At 31.4% G+C, this 16,338-nt stretch carries 13 protein-coding genes; 10 read left to right on the top strand and 3 right to left on the bottom strand.

Translation table 11 applies throughout. From position 1 onward, the window contains the following. Window positions 1–39: 39 nt before the first annotated feature. On the top strand, window positions 40–687 hold the full coding sequence (locus BDW31_RS08515; protein WP_110709530.1) for a metal-dependent transcriptional regulator: 648 nt from the start codon (window positions 40–42) through the stop codon (window positions 685–687). Window positions 688–757: 70 nt separating this feature from the next. Here BDW31_RS08515 and BDW31_RS08510 read toward each other — a convergent pair whose 3' ends face one another. Then, window positions 758–1,501: a M50 family metallopeptidase gene (locus tag BDW31_RS08510; RefSeq protein ID WP_037548268.1), complete on the bottom strand. Its 744-nt coding sequence runs from the start codon at window positions 1,499–1,501 to the stop codon at window positions 758–760. Between the two features lie 219 nt (window positions 1,502–1,720). Between BDW31_RS08510 and tarA the strand changes: the two genes are divergently transcribed. Further along, a complete protein-coding gene (tarA, locus tag BDW31_RS08505; protein ID WP_053024959.1) occupies window positions 1,721–2,485 on the top strand; it encodes an N-acetylglucosaminyldiphosphoundecaprenol N-acetyl-beta-D-mannosaminyltransferase TarA in 765 nt (254 codons plus the stop codon). A 96-nt stretch (window positions 2,486–2,581) separates the two neighbouring features. On the opposite strand, the gene tagH is transcribed toward tarA, so the two are convergent. Then, window positions 2,582–3,376 (bottom strand): teichoic acids export ABC transporter ATP-binding subunit TagH, encoded by a 795-nt coding sequence (gene tagH / locus BDW31_RS08500; RefSeq protein WP_053024958.1) that lies wholly within the window; start codon window positions 3,374–3,376, stop codon window positions 2,582–2,584. 326 nt (window positions 3,377–3,702) lie between these two features. Here tagH and BDW31_RS08495 point away from each other — a divergent pair, with 326 nt between their 5' ends. The 4 genes from BDW31_RS08495 (at window position 3,703) to tagD (ending at window position 7,271) form a co-directional block, all read left to right on the top strand. After that, window positions 3,703–4,515, top strand: coding sequence for an ABC transporter permease (locus tag BDW31_RS08495; RefSeq protein ID WP_037548273.1), 813 nt, complete (start codon window positions 3,703–3,705; stop codon window positions 4,513–4,515). 109 nt (window positions 4,516–4,624) lie between these two features. Then, on the top strand, window positions 4,625–5,713 hold the full coding sequence (gene tarB, locus BDW31_RS08490) for a teichoic acid glycerol-phosphate primase TarB (protein ID WP_110709528.1): 1,089 nt from the start codon (window positions 4,625–4,627) through the stop codon (window positions 5,711–5,713). Further along, window positions 5,710–6,774, top strand: a complete 1,065-nt coding sequence (locus tag BDW31_RS08485; RefSeq protein WP_053024956.1) for a glycosyltransferase family 2 protein — start codon at window positions 5,710–5,712, stop codon at window positions 6,772–6,774. Before tarB ends, BDW31_RS08485 begins: the two co-directional genes overlap by 4 nt. A gap of 98 nt (window positions 6,775–6,872) precedes the next feature. Continuing rightward, window positions 6,873–7,271 carry a glycerol-3-phosphate cytidylyltransferase gene (gene tagD, locus BDW31_RS08480; protein ID WP_011276515.1) on the top strand — a complete coding sequence of 133 codons (399 nt, stop codon included), beginning with the start codon at window positions 6,873–6,875 and terminating at the stop codon, window positions 7,269–7,271. Window positions 7,272–7,525: 254 nt separating this feature from the next. Here tagD and pbp4 read toward each other — a convergent pair whose 3' ends face one another. Beyond that, complete coding sequence (gene pbp4, locus BDW31_RS08475; protein WP_053024955.1) at window positions 7,526–8,818, bottom strand: penicillin-binding protein PBP4; 1,293 nt, start codon at window positions 8,816–8,818, stop codon at window positions 7,526–7,528. A gap of 140 nt (window positions 8,819–8,958) precedes the next feature. Here pbp4 and BDW31_RS08470 point away from each other — a divergent pair, with 140 nt between their 5' ends. From BDW31_RS08470 to BDW31_RS08455, 4 genes are all read left to right on the top strand, one after another. Beyond that, a complete protein-coding gene (locus BDW31_RS08470) occupies window positions 8,959–10,686 on the top strand; it encodes an ABC transporter ATP-binding protein (RefSeq protein ID WP_110709526.1) in 1,728 nt (575 codons plus the stop codon). 169 nt (window positions 10,687–10,855) lie between these two features. Then, window positions 10,856–12,355, top strand: a complete 1,500-nt coding sequence (locus BDW31_RS08465; protein WP_110709524.1) for a glycosyltransferase — start codon at window positions 10,856–10,858, stop codon at window positions 12,353–12,355. A 19-nt stretch (window positions 12,356–12,374) separates the two neighbouring features. After that, complete coding sequence (locus tag BDW31_RS08460; RefSeq protein ID WP_110709522.1) at window positions 12,375–14,543, top strand: bifunctional glycosyltransferase/CDP-glycerol:glycerophosphate glycerophosphotransferase; 2,169 nt, start codon at window positions 12,375–12,377, stop codon at window positions 14,541–14,543. Between the two features lie 219 nt (window positions 14,544–14,762). Then, window positions 14,763–15,995 (top strand): NupC/NupG family nucleoside CNT transporter, encoded by a 1,233-nt coding sequence (locus BDW31_RS08455; protein WP_053024952.1) that lies wholly within the window; start codon window positions 14,763–14,765, stop codon window positions 15,993–15,995. The last annotated feature ends 343 nt before the right edge of the window (window positions 15,996–16,338 follow it).

The raw sequence follows: 16,338 nt of genomic DNA, 5'->3' as shown, positions 1-16,338 counted from the left end.
CATGATACAATAAAGTGAATGTATGGGTGAGGTGAAATGATGTTAACTGAAGAAAAAGAGGATTATCTAAAAGCAATATTAGCCAATGATGGGGATACATCCTTTGTCTCAAATAAAAAGTTATCTCAGTATTTAAATATAAAACCTCCTTCAGTTAGTGAAATGGTTGGACGCTTGGAAAAGGCTGGTTATGTTGAAACGAAACACTATAAAGGTGTGAAACTCTCAGATGAAGGCTTGAAACATACGTTGGATATCATTAAGCGTCACCGCCTGTTGGAGTTATTTTTAATAGAAGTTTTACAATATAATTGGGAAGAAGTCCATCAAGAAGCGGAAATCTTGGAACATCGCATTTCAGATTTATTTGTAGAACGCTTGGATAAGATACTTGATTATCCTGAAACATGTCCACACGGTGGTATTATCCCTAGAAATCAGCATTTTGAAGAGAAATTCACGGTATCTTTATTAGAATTTGAACCTGGTGATAAAGTGACGATTAAGCGAGTGCGTGATAAGACCGAACTTTTAGTATACCTTTCTAGCAAGAATATTTCAATTGGAAATGATGTTGAAATCGTAACTAAATATGAAACAAATAAAGTAATGATTGTGAAACGAAATGATATTGTAACGATACTAAGTTATGATAATGCAATGAATATTTTCGCAGAGCATGTTTAAATCAGATAATAAAATCTCCAATAAAAGGTTCAATAATACCTTTTTATTGGAGATTTTTTGAATGAATTTATTAAATTGTAAAGATAAGCATTAAGTATATCGATAATATGTTAATCGCTATCCATAATGTACTGAATAAGGAAGTTGGTATGCGTGTAAGTTCTGTCAATGTGCGTCCATCCCAACTTGGAATTGGTCGCTGAAAAGTCAGTTTGAATATCGTCCAACTTGATTGTAAAACTTCACCTAATAAGACACCTAGTATAAGGTGATAAATAAATGTGACTAGATAATAAAATAATAATTGATTATCATGTTGTACTAAGAAGTATAGAAGTGCAATAAATATAATTAGTACAATGATAGGTGATAGTTTGCGTGATGTAAGCATTAAAAAATAAATGAAAATTATGATATAAGCGCTTAAGAACAAACTAGGGTGACCATAATACGCAGCACTTAGACCAATTAAAAGCATTAATGGAGGCATAATATAGCCACCTAGAGTAGTAATGAATTGTCCAATGAGCCCCTTGGATTGGGTAATGGCATAGCCTTGTTGCATCGTTTGAAGTCGTTCCGAAGGCCGTGTGATGATGACTAAATCTTTTGCACGTCCACCACTGATTTTATTGAATAATACATGACCGAATTCATGTGTAAGTACAGGAATATAGTTTAAATAAACATCTAAATATTGATTGAATTGACGATGTCTATTTTGATGAATCATAATATAGATAATTGCTATAATACAGATTAAATATATATTTAAATTAATAGTTGTAGTAAAAAAGTTTTCTAAATAGACCATAGTTGACCTCGTCGAGTGTAAGATTATAGTATTTATTATAAAGTAAATTTGATGATTTAGCGTTTAGACTTTAGATGTATCTTTTAATGAGAGAACTTGAAAAAAGAAGATAAATCATTTGAAAATATATGTAGGCAGCTACATAGTTATTTATTATGATTCTATTTTCATATAATATATGCATATGAAAATTGTTTAGACAGTAAGGAGATTACTTAAATGCATGATCAAAAAGAGACAACAGCGACTAAAGTGGATATTTTAGGTGTTCAATTTAATAATGTAACCATGTTAGATATGATTGAACATGTCAAAACATTTTTCTCACAAGAGACTGAGGATAATTTGTTTATCGTGACAGCTAATCCAGAAATCGTTGATTATGCGTCAGAGCATAGTACTTATAAACAGTTAATTAATAGTGCGGATTTTGTTGTCCCGGATGGCACAGGTGTTATTAAAGCATCAAATCGTTTGAGAACACCGTTGAAACGACGTGTGCCGGGCATTGAATTAATGGAACATTGTTTAAAGATTGCCCATACAAATTATCAAAAAGTATATTTACTTGGTGCCAAAAATGAAGTAGTCACACTAGCACATAAAAATTTACAACACAAATACCCTCAAGCGCAATTCAATTACCATCATGGTTATATAGATTTAAATGATGAGACGGTAATCAAGCGCATAAAACGTTTTAATCCTGATTATATATTTGTAGGAATGGGTTTCCCTAAACAAGAAGAATGGATTCAAAAACATCGACACACCTTTAAAAGAGTTGTAATGATGGGTGTGGGCGGCTCATTTGAAATATATAGTGGCACAAAAAAACGCGCCCCTAAACTATTTATTAAATTAAATATCGAATGGGTATATCGTTTATTAATCGATTGGAAACGTATTGGACGTATGCGTAGCATTCCTAAGTTTATGTTTAAAGTTTTTAAAGTACAACTAAAAATGAAAAAGCAAAAATAAGTAGCTAATCTGATACTAATTATTTTAAATATAAAGAAGGCGGATTCAAGTCGAGAGGACTGAATCCGCCTTTAAAATTTTTTATTTTAATTATCGCTATTTAACAATAAAGCGTTTTTCATCTAAATCTTTGCGAAATGCTTTTTGATCAGCTTTTGATTTTTTCTTAAAGTCCTTTAAGAATTGCTCGTATTTAGGAAGAACCTCTTCTAAATCTCCGTATTCTTTGAGCTTTCCGCCTTCAATCCAGGCAATTTTAGTACAAAATTCACGGACTTGGCGAATATTATGACTTACGAAGAAAATCGTTTTATTCGCTTCTTTGAACTCATAAATTTTGTCTAAGCATTTTTGAGTGAAAGTTTGGTCACCAACAGATAATGCTTCGTCAATGACTAAGATATCAGGATTAATTGTAACATTAATCGAGAATCCTAATTTAGCACGCATACCACTTGAATAATTTTTAACAGGTTGATGGATAAATTCGCCGAGTTCACTAAATTCTATAACTTGAGGCATAAGTTGCTTGATTTCTTTTCTTTTGAATCCCATGCATAACATTTTAAATTCGATATTTTCTACACCAGTTAAACGACCATTCAGACCTGCATTGATTGCGATGACGCTGACTTCACCATTACGTTCAATATTTCCAGAAGTTGGGGAAATAGAACCACCAATCATATTACTTAATGTAGATTTACCTGAGCCGTTAATGCCGACTAAACCTATAACATCACCTTCGTGAGCTGTTATAGAGACATCATCTAAAGCGAAAAATGTATTGTTTTTATTTTTAGGGATTAAGGCATCTTTAATGCGTTCTTTATTATTACGATAAATGCGATATTCTTTTGTCACATTCTTTATATTTACAGATACGCTCATGATATTTCCTTCCTTATAAATACTTATATAGATTATAATACATCATACAATAGTTGTTAAATTTATTAACCTAGTGTAAAGTGTATAAGAGATTTTGAATAACTTTTTGTAAACAATAGGTAGGTTTTACTTTTTTTGGAAAATTAAGTCCATAGTTATGGTTCTTATTTTCTAGTAATCTTCTCTACAATATAAAATAATACTATATGTACGTAATAATTATATTAAACTTTTGAGAAAATGTTATATATAATATAGTTATCCTAATTTTAAATAAAAAATGTAAATATATTGTGGATATTTAATTGAAAGCGTGGTTAATTTCAATGTCGGCAGTAGGATCTGTTTTTAAAGAACATATCAAGAATTTTTACTTAGTGCAAAGACTTGCACAATTTCAAATTAAAATAACGAATACGAATAACTATCTTGGTGTAGCATGGGAATTACTGAATCCAGCATTACAAATCATGGTTTACTGGTTTGTATTTGGTATGGGGATTAGAAGTAACCAACCTATTCATGGGATACCTTTTATTTATTGGCTACTTGTAGGGATTAGTATGTGGTTCTTCGTAAACCAAGGTATTCTTGAAGGTACTAAATCAGTATCTATGAAGTTTAATCAAGTGGCAAAGATGAATTTCCCACTTTCTATCATACCAACTTACACTGTAACCAGTCGTTTTTATGGTCATATAGGTTTATTGTTAATTATTATAGGAATTTGTATCGTTAATGGTATTTTCCCTTCTATTCATATTGTACAATTATTAATTTATGTACCAATGACATTTTTCTTTACAGCATCTGTTGCATTATTTACGTCGACACTCGGCATTATTGTACGGGATACACAAATGATCATGCAGGCTTTGCTAAGAATTTTATTCTATATGTCTCCAATTTTATGGGTACCTAAAGATTCAGGTATTGGTGGAACAATTGGTGAAATTATTAAATTTAATCCAGTTTATTTCTTGGCTGAATCATATCGTGCAGCGATTTTATTCCACGAATGGTACTTTATAGAACATTGGAAATTATTAATTTATAACGTGATAGTTATTTTAATTTTCTTTGTTCTAGGTTCAATTTTACATCGAAGATATCGTGATCATTTCGCAGATTTCTTATAATTTAAAGTCCTTGATAAATGTTGATGCGTTTATCAAGGACTTTGTGTATACAGCATAATGACAATTTTTGATTTGTAATTTTTATAATGAAAATATGAGGGGTAAATGTATGCGACTAATTATTAAAAAAGTATATATGTTGATGATTACATTATTGAATTTTATTTACAAAAGTAGACAAGTTGATAAAAAGCAAATTACGGTACTCATGACATTTCCTGAAGATGTCATGCCGATTATTAACGAATTAGACAATAAAGGTTACAAAATAACTGTAATTGCAAAATTTGAAGAACAATATGGGCTGAAACATCTTAACAACATTACTTTCATACCAGCAGGAAACAAATATATCGTCAAACATATAAAAGCATTAAGTAGTTCGAAAGTCATTTTAATCGATACGTATTATTTAATGCTAGGTGGTTATACTAAGAAGAAGACACAAACGATTATTCAAACGTGGCATGCATCTGGCGCACTGAAAAATTTTGGGCTGACTGATCATCAAGTTGATTTGACTAATGTAACCATGGTTAGACAATATCAACGCGTGTATCAAGCGACTGATTATTATCTTATTGGTGGTAAAGAGATGGGAACATGTTTTAAAGAGTCATTTGAAGCTACTGAAGAACAATTATTGCCACTCGGTTTACCACGTCTATCAAAATATTTAAAATTCAATCTTAAGGCCGAGCAAGAACGTTTGAAAAAGCATTATAATATTCATAAAAAATTGGTGGTCTATGTTCCTACTTATCGTGAAGGTTCTGAAAACAATAGACAAATAGATGTTGCTCGCTTTGAAGAAGCGCTACCCGAGTACACATTGATTAATCAATTACATCCATCTATTTCAAAAAGTCAATCTATAGCCACAACACAAGAATTGATGATTATGGCGGATGTGATTATTAGTGATTATAGTTCATTACCTATTGAGGCGAGTTTATTAGACAAACCAACATTATTTTATGTGTACGACGAGCATAAATATGATAAAATTCGTGGCTTAAACCAATTTTATAAAGCAATTCCACAACAATATAAAGTAACAACAGAAGAAGAATTAATTTTAAAAATTAGAAATGATATTGCCTTGTTCAAACCTTTATTTAAAAATTGGCATAAGTATAATTGTGAAGATAGTGTTCGACGCGTTACAGAATTTATTGAAAAGATGGTGAAAAGATGAAAATAGCTATCATAATACCTGTATATAATGCAGAAAAGACAATACGTAGAGCAATCAAATCTATCGATACAACACATGAGACTGAAATCATTTGTGTGAATGATGGTTCTACAGACCATTCGAGACATGAGCTCACTCAATTACAAAAAGAAGTTAAAAATATTATGATTTACAATCAAGATAATCAAGGTGCAGCTGCAAGTAGAAATTTTGGATTAGCTGCAATGTCTGATGATGTTGAAGCATTTATGTTTTTAGATGCAGATGATCAATTTTTACCGGGAAGACTAGATAAGATGATAGATTACTATGAACGTAATCAAGAGGTTGATATCGTCATTGGTCAAATTGGTAGAGGTGTCCAAGGAGATTGGAAAATTGTACCGACACATGAGGAAATGAATCGTGAATCACTAGTATCTTTAGCTCAAGCGCCTGAAATTTTGCAATCTATTGGTCCTGGTGGAAAATTATTTAATTCTAAATTTAGTGTATTACGTTTTGATGAAGACGTTGTATTTTGTGAAGAGCATACCTTTGTCACACGAGCTTATTTAACAGCGCGCGATATCCAATTACTACCACTCATTATATATGGCTATAATGAGCAAGAAGGCTCAATCACAGATAAACGAGCTGATACATTTATATCTTATATTGAAGATGCTCGACGAGTACGTCAGCGCGTCATGGAGATGCTACTTTTAACAAATGAGAAAGCATACTATAGTTATCGAATGGATGATTTAATTGTTAGTTATCTTATCCAAGCTTACTTATTAAAATACAGTAAAGTTACACCTGAATTTATTGATAAGGTCACGCATTACATTAAAGATATGCAACATACGAACTACTCTGGCGATGCGTTGTTTAGAATCATTCAAGCAGTTGAGCAAGGTGCAACAAATTGGACACGTGACACTTACGAGAAGTGGCGTCAAACGCTTATCGATGTTGGTATTGGAAGACCAGTATATTTTCGTTTTCAAGCACAAGTTATCCCTAAAAAATTTGCCTTTAGCAGTAAACAGTTAGTTAAGCGTACTTTAAAAAGATAGTGTAGTATAACTTATAAAATTAATGGTATGTAAATTTTATTTATGCTAAATTAAGATTATGAAAAAATGTTAAAAATTATGTTAAGGAGATAGCGTTTATGAGAAGAGTTATTACTTATGGTACTTATGACTTATTACACTATGGTCATATTGAATTACTAAGAAGAGCGCGTGAAATGGGCGATTATTTAATAGTTGCTTTATCTTCAGATGAATTCAATCAAATTAAGAATAAAAAGTCATATTATGATTATGAACAACGTAAAATGATGTTAGAATCAATTCGTTATGTTGATTTAGTTATTCCTGAGAATGATTGGGGTCAAAAAGAAATTGACGTGGATCGCTTTGAAGTAGATGTCTTTGTAATGGGACATGACTGGGAAGGTGAATTCGACTTCTTAAAAGATAAATGTGAAGTCGTATACTTAAAACGTACTGAAGGTATTTCAACAACTAAGATTAAACAAGAATTATATGGCAAAGACGCTAAATAATTAAAAATATAAGGTCTTAATCCTATTAAAAGAGCCAGCAAATGAACTTTTTGAATTCATTTGCTGGCTTCTTTGTTTAACTTAAGTTACTTCACGTTCCTGAGGTGACGTCTCTATAGCAGTTCTTTAAAGTAATTCTTAATTGTTTTACATTTTAGAATTTCTTACCTAAATGATATAGCACTTAGGTTTTTTATATTAATAATGAAAGTAAAAGATATTGTTACTATATAGTCAAAGAGTTATCAATCACTTTATTTACGTTTAAATAATAAATGAATAATTGAACGTACAATAAGTATAAATGCAATTGCTAATAATGCTAATGCGACAAAAGTAACCACTGGATGCTCTTTCCACGTCGTTTGAGCAATGGTATTTGCTTTGTGCAATAGAGGTTTCGTTACTTCAACTTTTGGAGGTCTATCATCTTTTGTAAGAAATTGACGATTGTAGTCAAGATGAATTGAACCATCTTTAACGATAAATTTATAATCTTTTTTATTCATACCTTCAGGTACTACATCATATAAGTTGTCTTTGACATAGTATTTTTTGCCATTGATTTTATGTGTACCTTTTGAAAGTACCTTTTTATAACTGTATTGATCGAAAGAACTGTTCATCATGGCATTTCCCATCATATTACGTTGCTTTTCTCCACCTAAATTCACGTAATCTCCTGCTCCCATAATAACTTGGTTAATGCGGAAGTTGTTACGTTTAGTTGTAATCGTGTGATTATAATCTGCAACATCACTTGAGCCAGTCTTAAAACCATCTGTACCCGGCAAACTCATTTTGGCTCCTTCTAATGAATGATTGAATGTATAATATGTGACACCGTGTTGTGTAGGAGCAAGTTGTTTAGTGAAATGTAATATCTTAGGAGTCTCTTTGATGATATGCTGATCTAAAATTGCAAAATCTTTCGCAGTGGAAGTAGTATTGTCTTGGTTTTTATATTTTGATGGCGCAAATTCTTTTAATTGCTTGTTTTCAGCACCTGTTGGGTTTACGAAATGTGTGTTTGACATGTCTAATGCTTTAGCTTTCTTATTCATTAAATCAGTAAAATCATTCACATTTCCCGAAACCTCATCAGCTAAAATTAAAGCTGCAGCGTTACTTGAGTTAGAAACTGTAATTTGGAGTAGCTCGCTAATTGTATATGTTTCACCAGCATATAATTTCGTATTACTTAATTCTGGTAAAGTTGACATGCGATAATGTTTGTCCGTAATATGTACTTTGTCATTTAAAGAAAGCTCACCTTTATTCACGGCTTCAAGTGTAAGATACATTGTCATTAGCTTCGTCATTGAAGCGGGGTACCATTTTTGGTTAGATTGATAGTCGTACAAAATTTGCCCGGTTTGACTTACATTTATGCTACCTTCAGGTTGATAGGCATCTGTTACATTCGGGTAACCATATTGTCTAGCAATTTCAGTAGGTGTTGGTTCATATTCGGAAGCGTAGGAGTTAGGTGCTATAATAACAATGGTTAAAAGTAGAGCAAAGGTAATTATTAAGTTTCGTTTCATTCTTATCTTTCCTTTTTCAAAATTTCAACTAAAATATTTTATCATATAAATTTGTTTATATGAATTTATTTGTTAAAGCTTTATACTTGGAAAATAAGATAATTAAATTTTTAAAATGAATATAAAAAGAGGGCTAATTTATGAAAGGACGAAATCCGTTATTTTTCTTATTTAAACGATTGTCGTGGCCATATGGACTGATTATTGCGGCAATCATTATTTCTTCGCTAGGGAGTATTAGTGGTCTATTAATTCCTCTATTTACCGGACGATTAGTTGATAAATTCTCAACAAGTAGTATCAACTGGAATATCGTTCTTTTATTTGCAGGAATATTTATAGCTAATGCACTACTAAGTGGTATTGGTATTTATCTACTAAGTAAAATTGGTGAAAAAATGATTTACGATATTCGATCAATACTTTGGGAACATATCATTAAATTAAAAATGCCTTTTTTTGATAAGAATGAAAGTGGGCAGTTAATGAGTCGTTTGACAGACGATACTAAGGTTATAAATGAATTTATTTCACAGAAATTGCCACAATTACTTCCCGCAGTAATTACACTCATTGGATCCATAGTTATGTTGTTTATTATGGACTGGCAAATGACATTATTAACATTTATTGCAATTCCGATATTTATGGCAATAATGATTCCATTAGGTCGCAAAATGCAAAAGATATCAATGAACACACAAACTGAAATTGCTAACTTTAGTGGTTTGCTAGGTCGTGTGTTAACTGAGATGCGTTTAGTAAAAGTATCGAATACAGAAAGGCAAGAACTAAACAACGCGCACAGTAATTTACGTGAGATTTATAATTTAGGTTTGCGACAAGCAAAAATTACAGCTGTCATTCAACCTATTTCAAGTGTGATTATGTTATTAATGATCACAGTTATATTAGGATTCGGTGCGATAAGGATAGCTACAGGTGCGATAACAGCTGGTGCGTTAATTGCGATGATTTTTTATGTGATGCAGTTATCTATGCCATTAATGAATCTTTCAACCTTAGTTACAGATTATAAAAAAGCAGTTGGTGCAAGTAGTAGAATCTTTGAAATCATGCAAGAACCTATTGAACCAATGGAAGATTTACAACCTATAGAAGATATCTCAATTAACGATGGTGAATTGTCATTTGAAAATGTTGATTTTAAATATGATATTAAAACGATTCTTAGTAACGTATCTTTCCGTATACCTCAAGGAGAGGTGAGCGCATTTGTTGGTCCGTCGGGTTCAGGAAAAAGTACAATTTTCAATTTGATTGAACGTATGTATGACATTGAATCTGGAGATATTAAATATGGAACGCAAAGTATTTATGATGTTCCAATTACAAATTGGCGAAACAAGATTGGTTATGTAATGCAATCGAATTCTATGATGAGTGGTACGATACGTGACAATATTTTATATGGTATAAACCGTGAAGTGTCGGATGAAGAATTGATTAAGTATGCTAAGTTAGCGAATTGTCACGACTTTATTATGCAGTTTGATGATGGCTATGACACGTTAGTAGGTGAACGTGGTCTGAAGTTATCTGGTGGTCAAAGACAACGTATCGATATTGCACGCAGTTTTGTGAAAAATCCTGATATTTTATTATTAGATGAAGCTACCGCAAATTTAGATAGTGAGAGCGAACAAAAAATCCAAGAGGCATTAGAAATTCTTATGGAAGGAAGAACCACTATTGTTATTGCACATCGTCTCTCAACTATAAAAAAAGCAGGCAAAATCATATTCCTAGATCAAGGTAAGATAACAGGTGAAGGTACACATGCTGAATTAATGAGAAATCACGAAAAATACCATCAGTTTGTTACTACTCAAAATTTAACCGAGTAATGAATATTAGGTAGTTGGGACTTATGTTAGCTCCAACTACTTTTTTAATAAGAAAAAATGAAGGATATGTTTTGTCTTATGTAGTTAACTGTGAAATAATCATCAATAATTAAATGACGTATGTGAGTATACAGTCTCACACTTTAAAACTTAAGATTGGAGCATAATTATGTTATATACAATAACTTCCACCTTACCTCCTACACATGGTGGAAGAACAAAATCTTTGTTACATAGAGTAAAGTTTTTAGAAACTCAATTGGGAGAAAATTCTACAATTCTAACGACGAACTATAACGCTAATTATAAAAATGTATATCGAATTTTTAGGAATAAAGAATTAATAACTGAGAATACAAAATTAGACAACATATACGATTGGCTTGCGAATTATAATTTATTAGAGGAACCAGTTGAACCCAGATTATTTAGAAAGTTACCAATTCAAACTAAAGTTAAAATACGTGGGTTAGAGGCCATTCAAGAAGGCGATAACGTAAAATACTATAAAGATAATGTTTATGTGTTATTTCGCAAATATTATGCGAATAGACAGATTATGAAGTTTGAAGATACAATCACTCCTAATTCACAAAAGGTATCTAAACGTAAGGCATTCACGCTAAATGGCAGATTACATAAAATTGATTACTTTGATGATGTAAGGGCAATCAAAACAATGGAAGAATATTATGATAAAAAGGGTAACGTTTATTTAAAGAAACATTTTACGAACGATGAAAAGAACAAATTGATTGATATTCAACATCTATCAATGCACGGTGAGACGCGCACCTTTAATAATGAAAAAGCGTTATTTACTTATTATTATAACCATGTTTTACCTAATGGAAGTGTTGTATTTAATGATGCACGCTTACTCGACAGACCATTGATTGATTGTGAAAATAACATTAAGCGCATATTAATGTTTCATAGCAATCATTTACAAGGTAATAAAGTTCGTCATTCATATAAATTAGCACTAGATAAACAAGAAATAATCGATAAATATATAGTTTTAACAGAATATCAAAAACATGATATTCAATCACAGTTTGGCATAGATGATAATAAAATAGATGTCATACCTCATTTTGTCAGCATAGCGCAATCAAATAGTCGAGATGATGTAGAAGATCAATTTTGCTTTATTGGTAGATTGGCTCAAGAAAAACAAATTGATCATATTATCAAAGCGTTTGATATTTATTTGAAAAAAGGTTATTCATCTACGTTGCTTGTATATGGAAAAGATAAAGAGGGTAATTTAAACAAATTGAAGCAATTGGTTAAAACACTTCAACTAGAAGATAAAGTAATATTCAAAGGACACACTAATCATCCTAAAGAAGTCTTTTCAAAAGTGATAGCTTCACTATTGACAAGTCGGTATGAAGGCTTTGGGTTATCGATTATGGAAAGTATAAACAGCGGTTGCCCTGTTATCTCATATAACGTACGTTATGGACCGAGTGAGTTAATTACTAATCATGAAAATGGTATACTTGTGAAAAAAGATGACATCGAAGGGTTTGCGGATGCAATGGAAATGGCTAGAAATATTCATTTCAAAGATGTAAAATTAAGTGAAAAATTTAGTGTAGAACAAGCATCAAATAATTATCAATCACTCATCGATGACGTAACACATGCGGAGAATAAATAGAAAATTGGAGAGAAATATATTGAATAAATTATCGATTATTATTACGTATTTTAATAATGAAGATTATATTAGTGAGTGTATTCACAGTTTAAAAAGCCAGAGAAATCAAGATTTTGACATTATTGTTGTCGATGATGGTTCAACTGATCGCTCAACAGAAATCTTACAAGAAGTATTAAAATCATATGATAAAGACGTTCACTTCATTCAATTGCAAGAGAATACTGGACATGCACATGCACGAAATGTAGCTTTGGAACAAGCGCATGGTCAATACGTACTATTCCTAGATGCCGATGATCAATTGGCCTCATATGCTGTTGATTACTATCTTCAACATGTGAATGGTTTAGATACACTGATTGCACCAATTCATAAATTTAGAAGTCAACGACCACAGTATGTAGATAAAGATAAAGTACGTTTGCAATATGCTTCTCATCAAAAAAGGCCAAATGCAATTTTGAGAAAAGAATCAGCATGTAATATTTTATTTAAAAATGCCATTATTAAAGCGCATCAGATTCAATTTAATGAATCATTAGATATTTATGCAGATACGTCATTTGTGCTTGAGTACTTAAAATATGCGGAGCGTTTTGTTAGAATTACCAACTTCCCATTCTATTATCGTGGTGAGGTATACGATCCATTTTATGGTAATACATTAAGTAATCAAGATTTTACAAATAGATTTGAAGATCATGTTAATAGTTTCTTTGATGCTATGCAAAGAACGAATGATAAGCGAATTAAAAATTTCCTCATTCAACGAATGAAAAATGAAATTAAAAGTGGATTTGATCCTGCACTTAGAGATATAAAATCTCGATATGTGTCACTTGAAGATGCGCTTATTAAAATTGTTAAAGCTTTAAAATGGAACATCCTAAAAGATGGGAAAGTATTATACAATTTAGAAATATTATTCTTATCAATGGATGATGTTGAAAATGCCAAATATGTTAATGACTTACGAAATAAAACACGTTTAGTTAAAAATATTGTGTTAAATAGCAAGATGAAAGAACGCTCAAAATATCAACTGAGTGATAATGAAGACTTAGTTGACCCGAATACAATTGTATTTGAAGCGTTTGGTGGTAAAAATTATAGCGATAGTCCTAAATATATTTATGAATACATGCAAAAACATTATCCTCATTTAAATTATATTTGGGTCTTTTCAAAACCAGAAAATAACAATATTCCAGGTAATGCTACTAAAGTGAAAAAAGGATCTCAAGCTTATTATGATGCCTATGCTAAAGCGAAATATTGGGTTACAAACGCTAGATCACCTTTATATTTAAATAAAAAAGAGAATCAAATGTATATCCAAACTTGGCACGGAACACCATTAAAACGTTTAGCTAATGATATGAAAGTGGTTAGAATGCCTGGCACGACAACTGCAAACTATAAGAAGAACTTCTATGCTGAAGCATCACGTTGGGATCGTTTAGTATCACCAAATAGATATTCTTCTGATATTTTTAAATCAGCATTTTGGATGGATGAAGACCGTATTTGGGAGATTGGTTATCCGAGAAATGATGTATTAGTTAACCGTCAAAATGACACTGAATATATTGAACAAATTAAGCGTGATTTGAATTTACCTGCAGATAAGAAAGTTATCATGTATGCTCCAACTTGGAGAGACGATGAGTTTGTGAAAAAGGGACAATACTTATTTGATTTTAAAATTAATTTAGCTAATCTTCAAAAAGAAATAGGAGATGAGTATGTCATCTTATTAAGAATGCATTATCTAATTGCGAATGCCTTAGATTTACATGGATATGATGACTTTGCGATTGATGTATCAAATTATAATGACATTTCGGAATTATACTTAATTTCTGATGCATTAGTTACTGATTATTCTTCTGTTATGTTTGACTTTGGTATCTTGAAGCGTCCACAATTTTTCTTTGCATACGATATAGAAAAATATGATAAAGGACTTCGTGGTTTCTACATGGATTACATGAACGACCTACCAGGTGAAATTATTACAGACGAGTTTAAATTAGCTGAAGAGTTAAAACAAATTGATCAACATAAAGTGAAATATCAAGATAAGATAGAATCATTTTATAATGATTTTTGTTCTATAGAAAATGGAAAAGCATCTCAATATATTGGTGATTATATTTATAAAGATATTGAGAAAAAATCATAATTAAATTGAAAGTAGAAAGCACTAGAGCAGTAAATTTAACTCTAGTGCTTTCTATTGTACTATTTAAAAAATCTTTATTTTCTCGAACATTACCTCATGGTATAATTAAAAATATATTATTAACAGAACTTTTGGGGTTAATTAGTGAATAAAGTACGGTTCTGTTGTATAGACATGCTATGATATTAATGGCAAAAAAATTAATCAGGTAGGTGCCTTATGTTTTTATTGGTTAACATCATTGGGTTACTTGCATTTTTGGGAATTGCAGTTATATTTTCAAGAGATCGCAAAAACATCCAATGGAAATCTATTTTAATTCTTGTAGTATTAAACTTGTTTTTAGCATGGTTCTTCGTCTATTTCCAAATCGGGAGAACGATTGTAGAAGGATTAGCTTCAGCAATTGCATGGGTAATTCAATCAGCGCATACTGGAACTGGCTTTGCATTCAGCAGTTTCACTAGCGGTAAACAGATGGATATGGCGATTAGCGCACTCTTCCCAATTCTGCTTGTAGTACCATTATTTGACATATTAATGTATTTCAATATTTTACCTAAAATTATAGGTGGTATTGGTTGGGTGCTAGCGAAAATTACGCGTCAGCCTAAATTTGAATCATTCTTTGGCATCGAAATGATGTTCTTAGGTAATACTGAAGCTTTAGCTGTATCAAACGAACAATTGAAACGTATGAATGAAATGCGTGTATTAACAGTGGCTATGATGTCAATGAGTTCAATCTCTGGAGCTATTGTTGGTGCATACGTTCAAATGATACCGGGTGATCTCGTATTAACAGCGATACCGCTAAATATTATTAATGCGATAATTGTATCTTCAATTTTGAATCCGGTAAGTGTTGAAGAACAGGAAGACATCATTTATAGCATCAAAAATAATGAAACGGTAGAACGTCAACCTTTCTTCTCATTTTTAGGTGATTCTGTACTTAATGCAGGTAAATTAGTATTAATCATCATTGCATTTGTAATTAGTTTTGTTGCTTTAGCAGACTTAATTGATCGCTTTATAAACTTAATTACAGGTCTAGTCGGTGGATGGATAGGCGTAAAAGGAAGTTTCGGTTTAAATCAAATTTTAGGTTTATTTATGTATCCATTTGCACTTTTACTTGGTTTGCCATGGGGAGAAGCATGGATTGTTGCTCAACAAATGGCTAAGAAGATTGTTACTAATGAATTTGTAGTTATGGGTGAAATTAGTAAAGTCGTTGATTCATATAGCCCTCACAGAAGAGCTGTTATTTCAACATTCTTAGTTTCATTTGCTAACTTCTCTACAATCGGAATGATTGTCGGAACATTAAAAGGGATTGTCGATCAAAAAACATCAGATTTTGTATCTAAATACGTACCAATGATGTTATTAGCAGGTATATTAGTATCATTACTTACTGCAGCGTTTGTCGGATTATTCGCTTGGTAAGAAGATACATAGCATGTTTGACAATTTAAAAGGATCGTGGAACATCATTCAATTTGAATTTCGTTCCACGATTTTTTTGAATTATTTCAGTAGATTTTAGTTAACATGATAAAAACCAAGTATGTAGGGTGAGGAGACACTCTATATACTTGGTTTTTATGGGAAATGAATATTAATGTACTTGTAACGGTAAGGACTAGGTACTGTCACAGTACTTCGAGCAAAATTTGTTTTGTTACTATAAACAACACAAAGGAGATAACTTCTCTTATCAAGAAGTTATACACATTATAGCAAATGTAATTGACAAAGTAAACAAAAAATTCAGAAAATTTATATTTGT

The organism is Staphylococcus sp. AtHG25 (assembly GCF_003217445.1).
Lineage (GTDB): Bacteria > Bacillota > Bacilli > Staphylococcales > Staphylococcaceae > Staphylococcus > Staphylococcus haemolyticus.
Note: the sequence above shows the minus strand (reverse complement) of the source record. Positions and strands in the feature narration are given on the sequence as shown.

What these genes read in the sequence shown, in the direction of transcription:
- BDW31_RS08485 (WP_053024956.1), top strand. Translation starts at nt 5,710, where the DNA reads ATGAAAATAGCTATCATAATACCTGTATATAATGCAGAAAAGACAATA.
- tarB (WP_110709528.1), top strand. Translation starts at nt 4,625, where the DNA reads ATGCGACTAATTATTAAAAAAGTATATATGTTGATGATTACATTATTG.
- BDW31_RS08470 (WP_110709526.1), top strand. Translation starts at nt 8,959, where the DNA reads ATGAAAGGACGAAATCCGTTATTTTTCTTATTTAAACGATTGTCGTGG.
- BDW31_RS08510 (WP_037548268.1), bottom strand. Translation starts at nt 1,501, where the DNA reads ATGGTCTATTTAGAAAACTTTTTTACTACAACTATTAATTTAAATATA.
- tagD (WP_011276515.1), top strand. Translation starts at nt 6,873, where the DNA reads ATGAGAAGAGTTATTACTTATGGTACTTATGACTTATTACACTATGGT.
- BDW31_RS08465 (WP_110709524.1), top strand. Translation starts at nt 10,856, where the DNA reads ATGTTATATACAATAACTTCCACCTTACCTCCTACACATGGTGGAAGA.
- tagH (WP_053024958.1), bottom strand. Translation starts at nt 3,376, where the DNA reads ATGAGCGTATCTGTAAATATAAAGAATGTGACAAAAGAATATCGCATT.
- tarA (WP_053024959.1), top strand. Translation starts at nt 1,721, where the DNA reads ATGCATGATCAAAAAGAGACAACAGCGACTAAAGTGGATATTTTAGGT.
- BDW31_RS08455 (WP_053024952.1), top strand. Translation starts at nt 14,763, where the DNA reads ATGTTTTTATTGGTTAACATCATTGGGTTACTTGCATTTTTGGGAATT.
- pbp4 (WP_053024955.1), bottom strand. Translation starts at nt 8,818, where the DNA reads ATGAAACGAAACTTAATAATTACCTTTGCTCTACTTTTAACCATTGTT.
- BDW31_RS08495 (WP_037548273.1), top strand. Translation starts at nt 3,703, where the DNA reads ATGTCGGCAGTAGGATCTGTTTTTAAAGAACATATCAAGAATTTTTAC.
- BDW31_RS08515 (WP_110709530.1), top strand. Translation starts at nt 40, where the DNA reads ATGTTAACTGAAGAAAAAGAGGATTATCTAAAAGCAATATTAGCCAAT.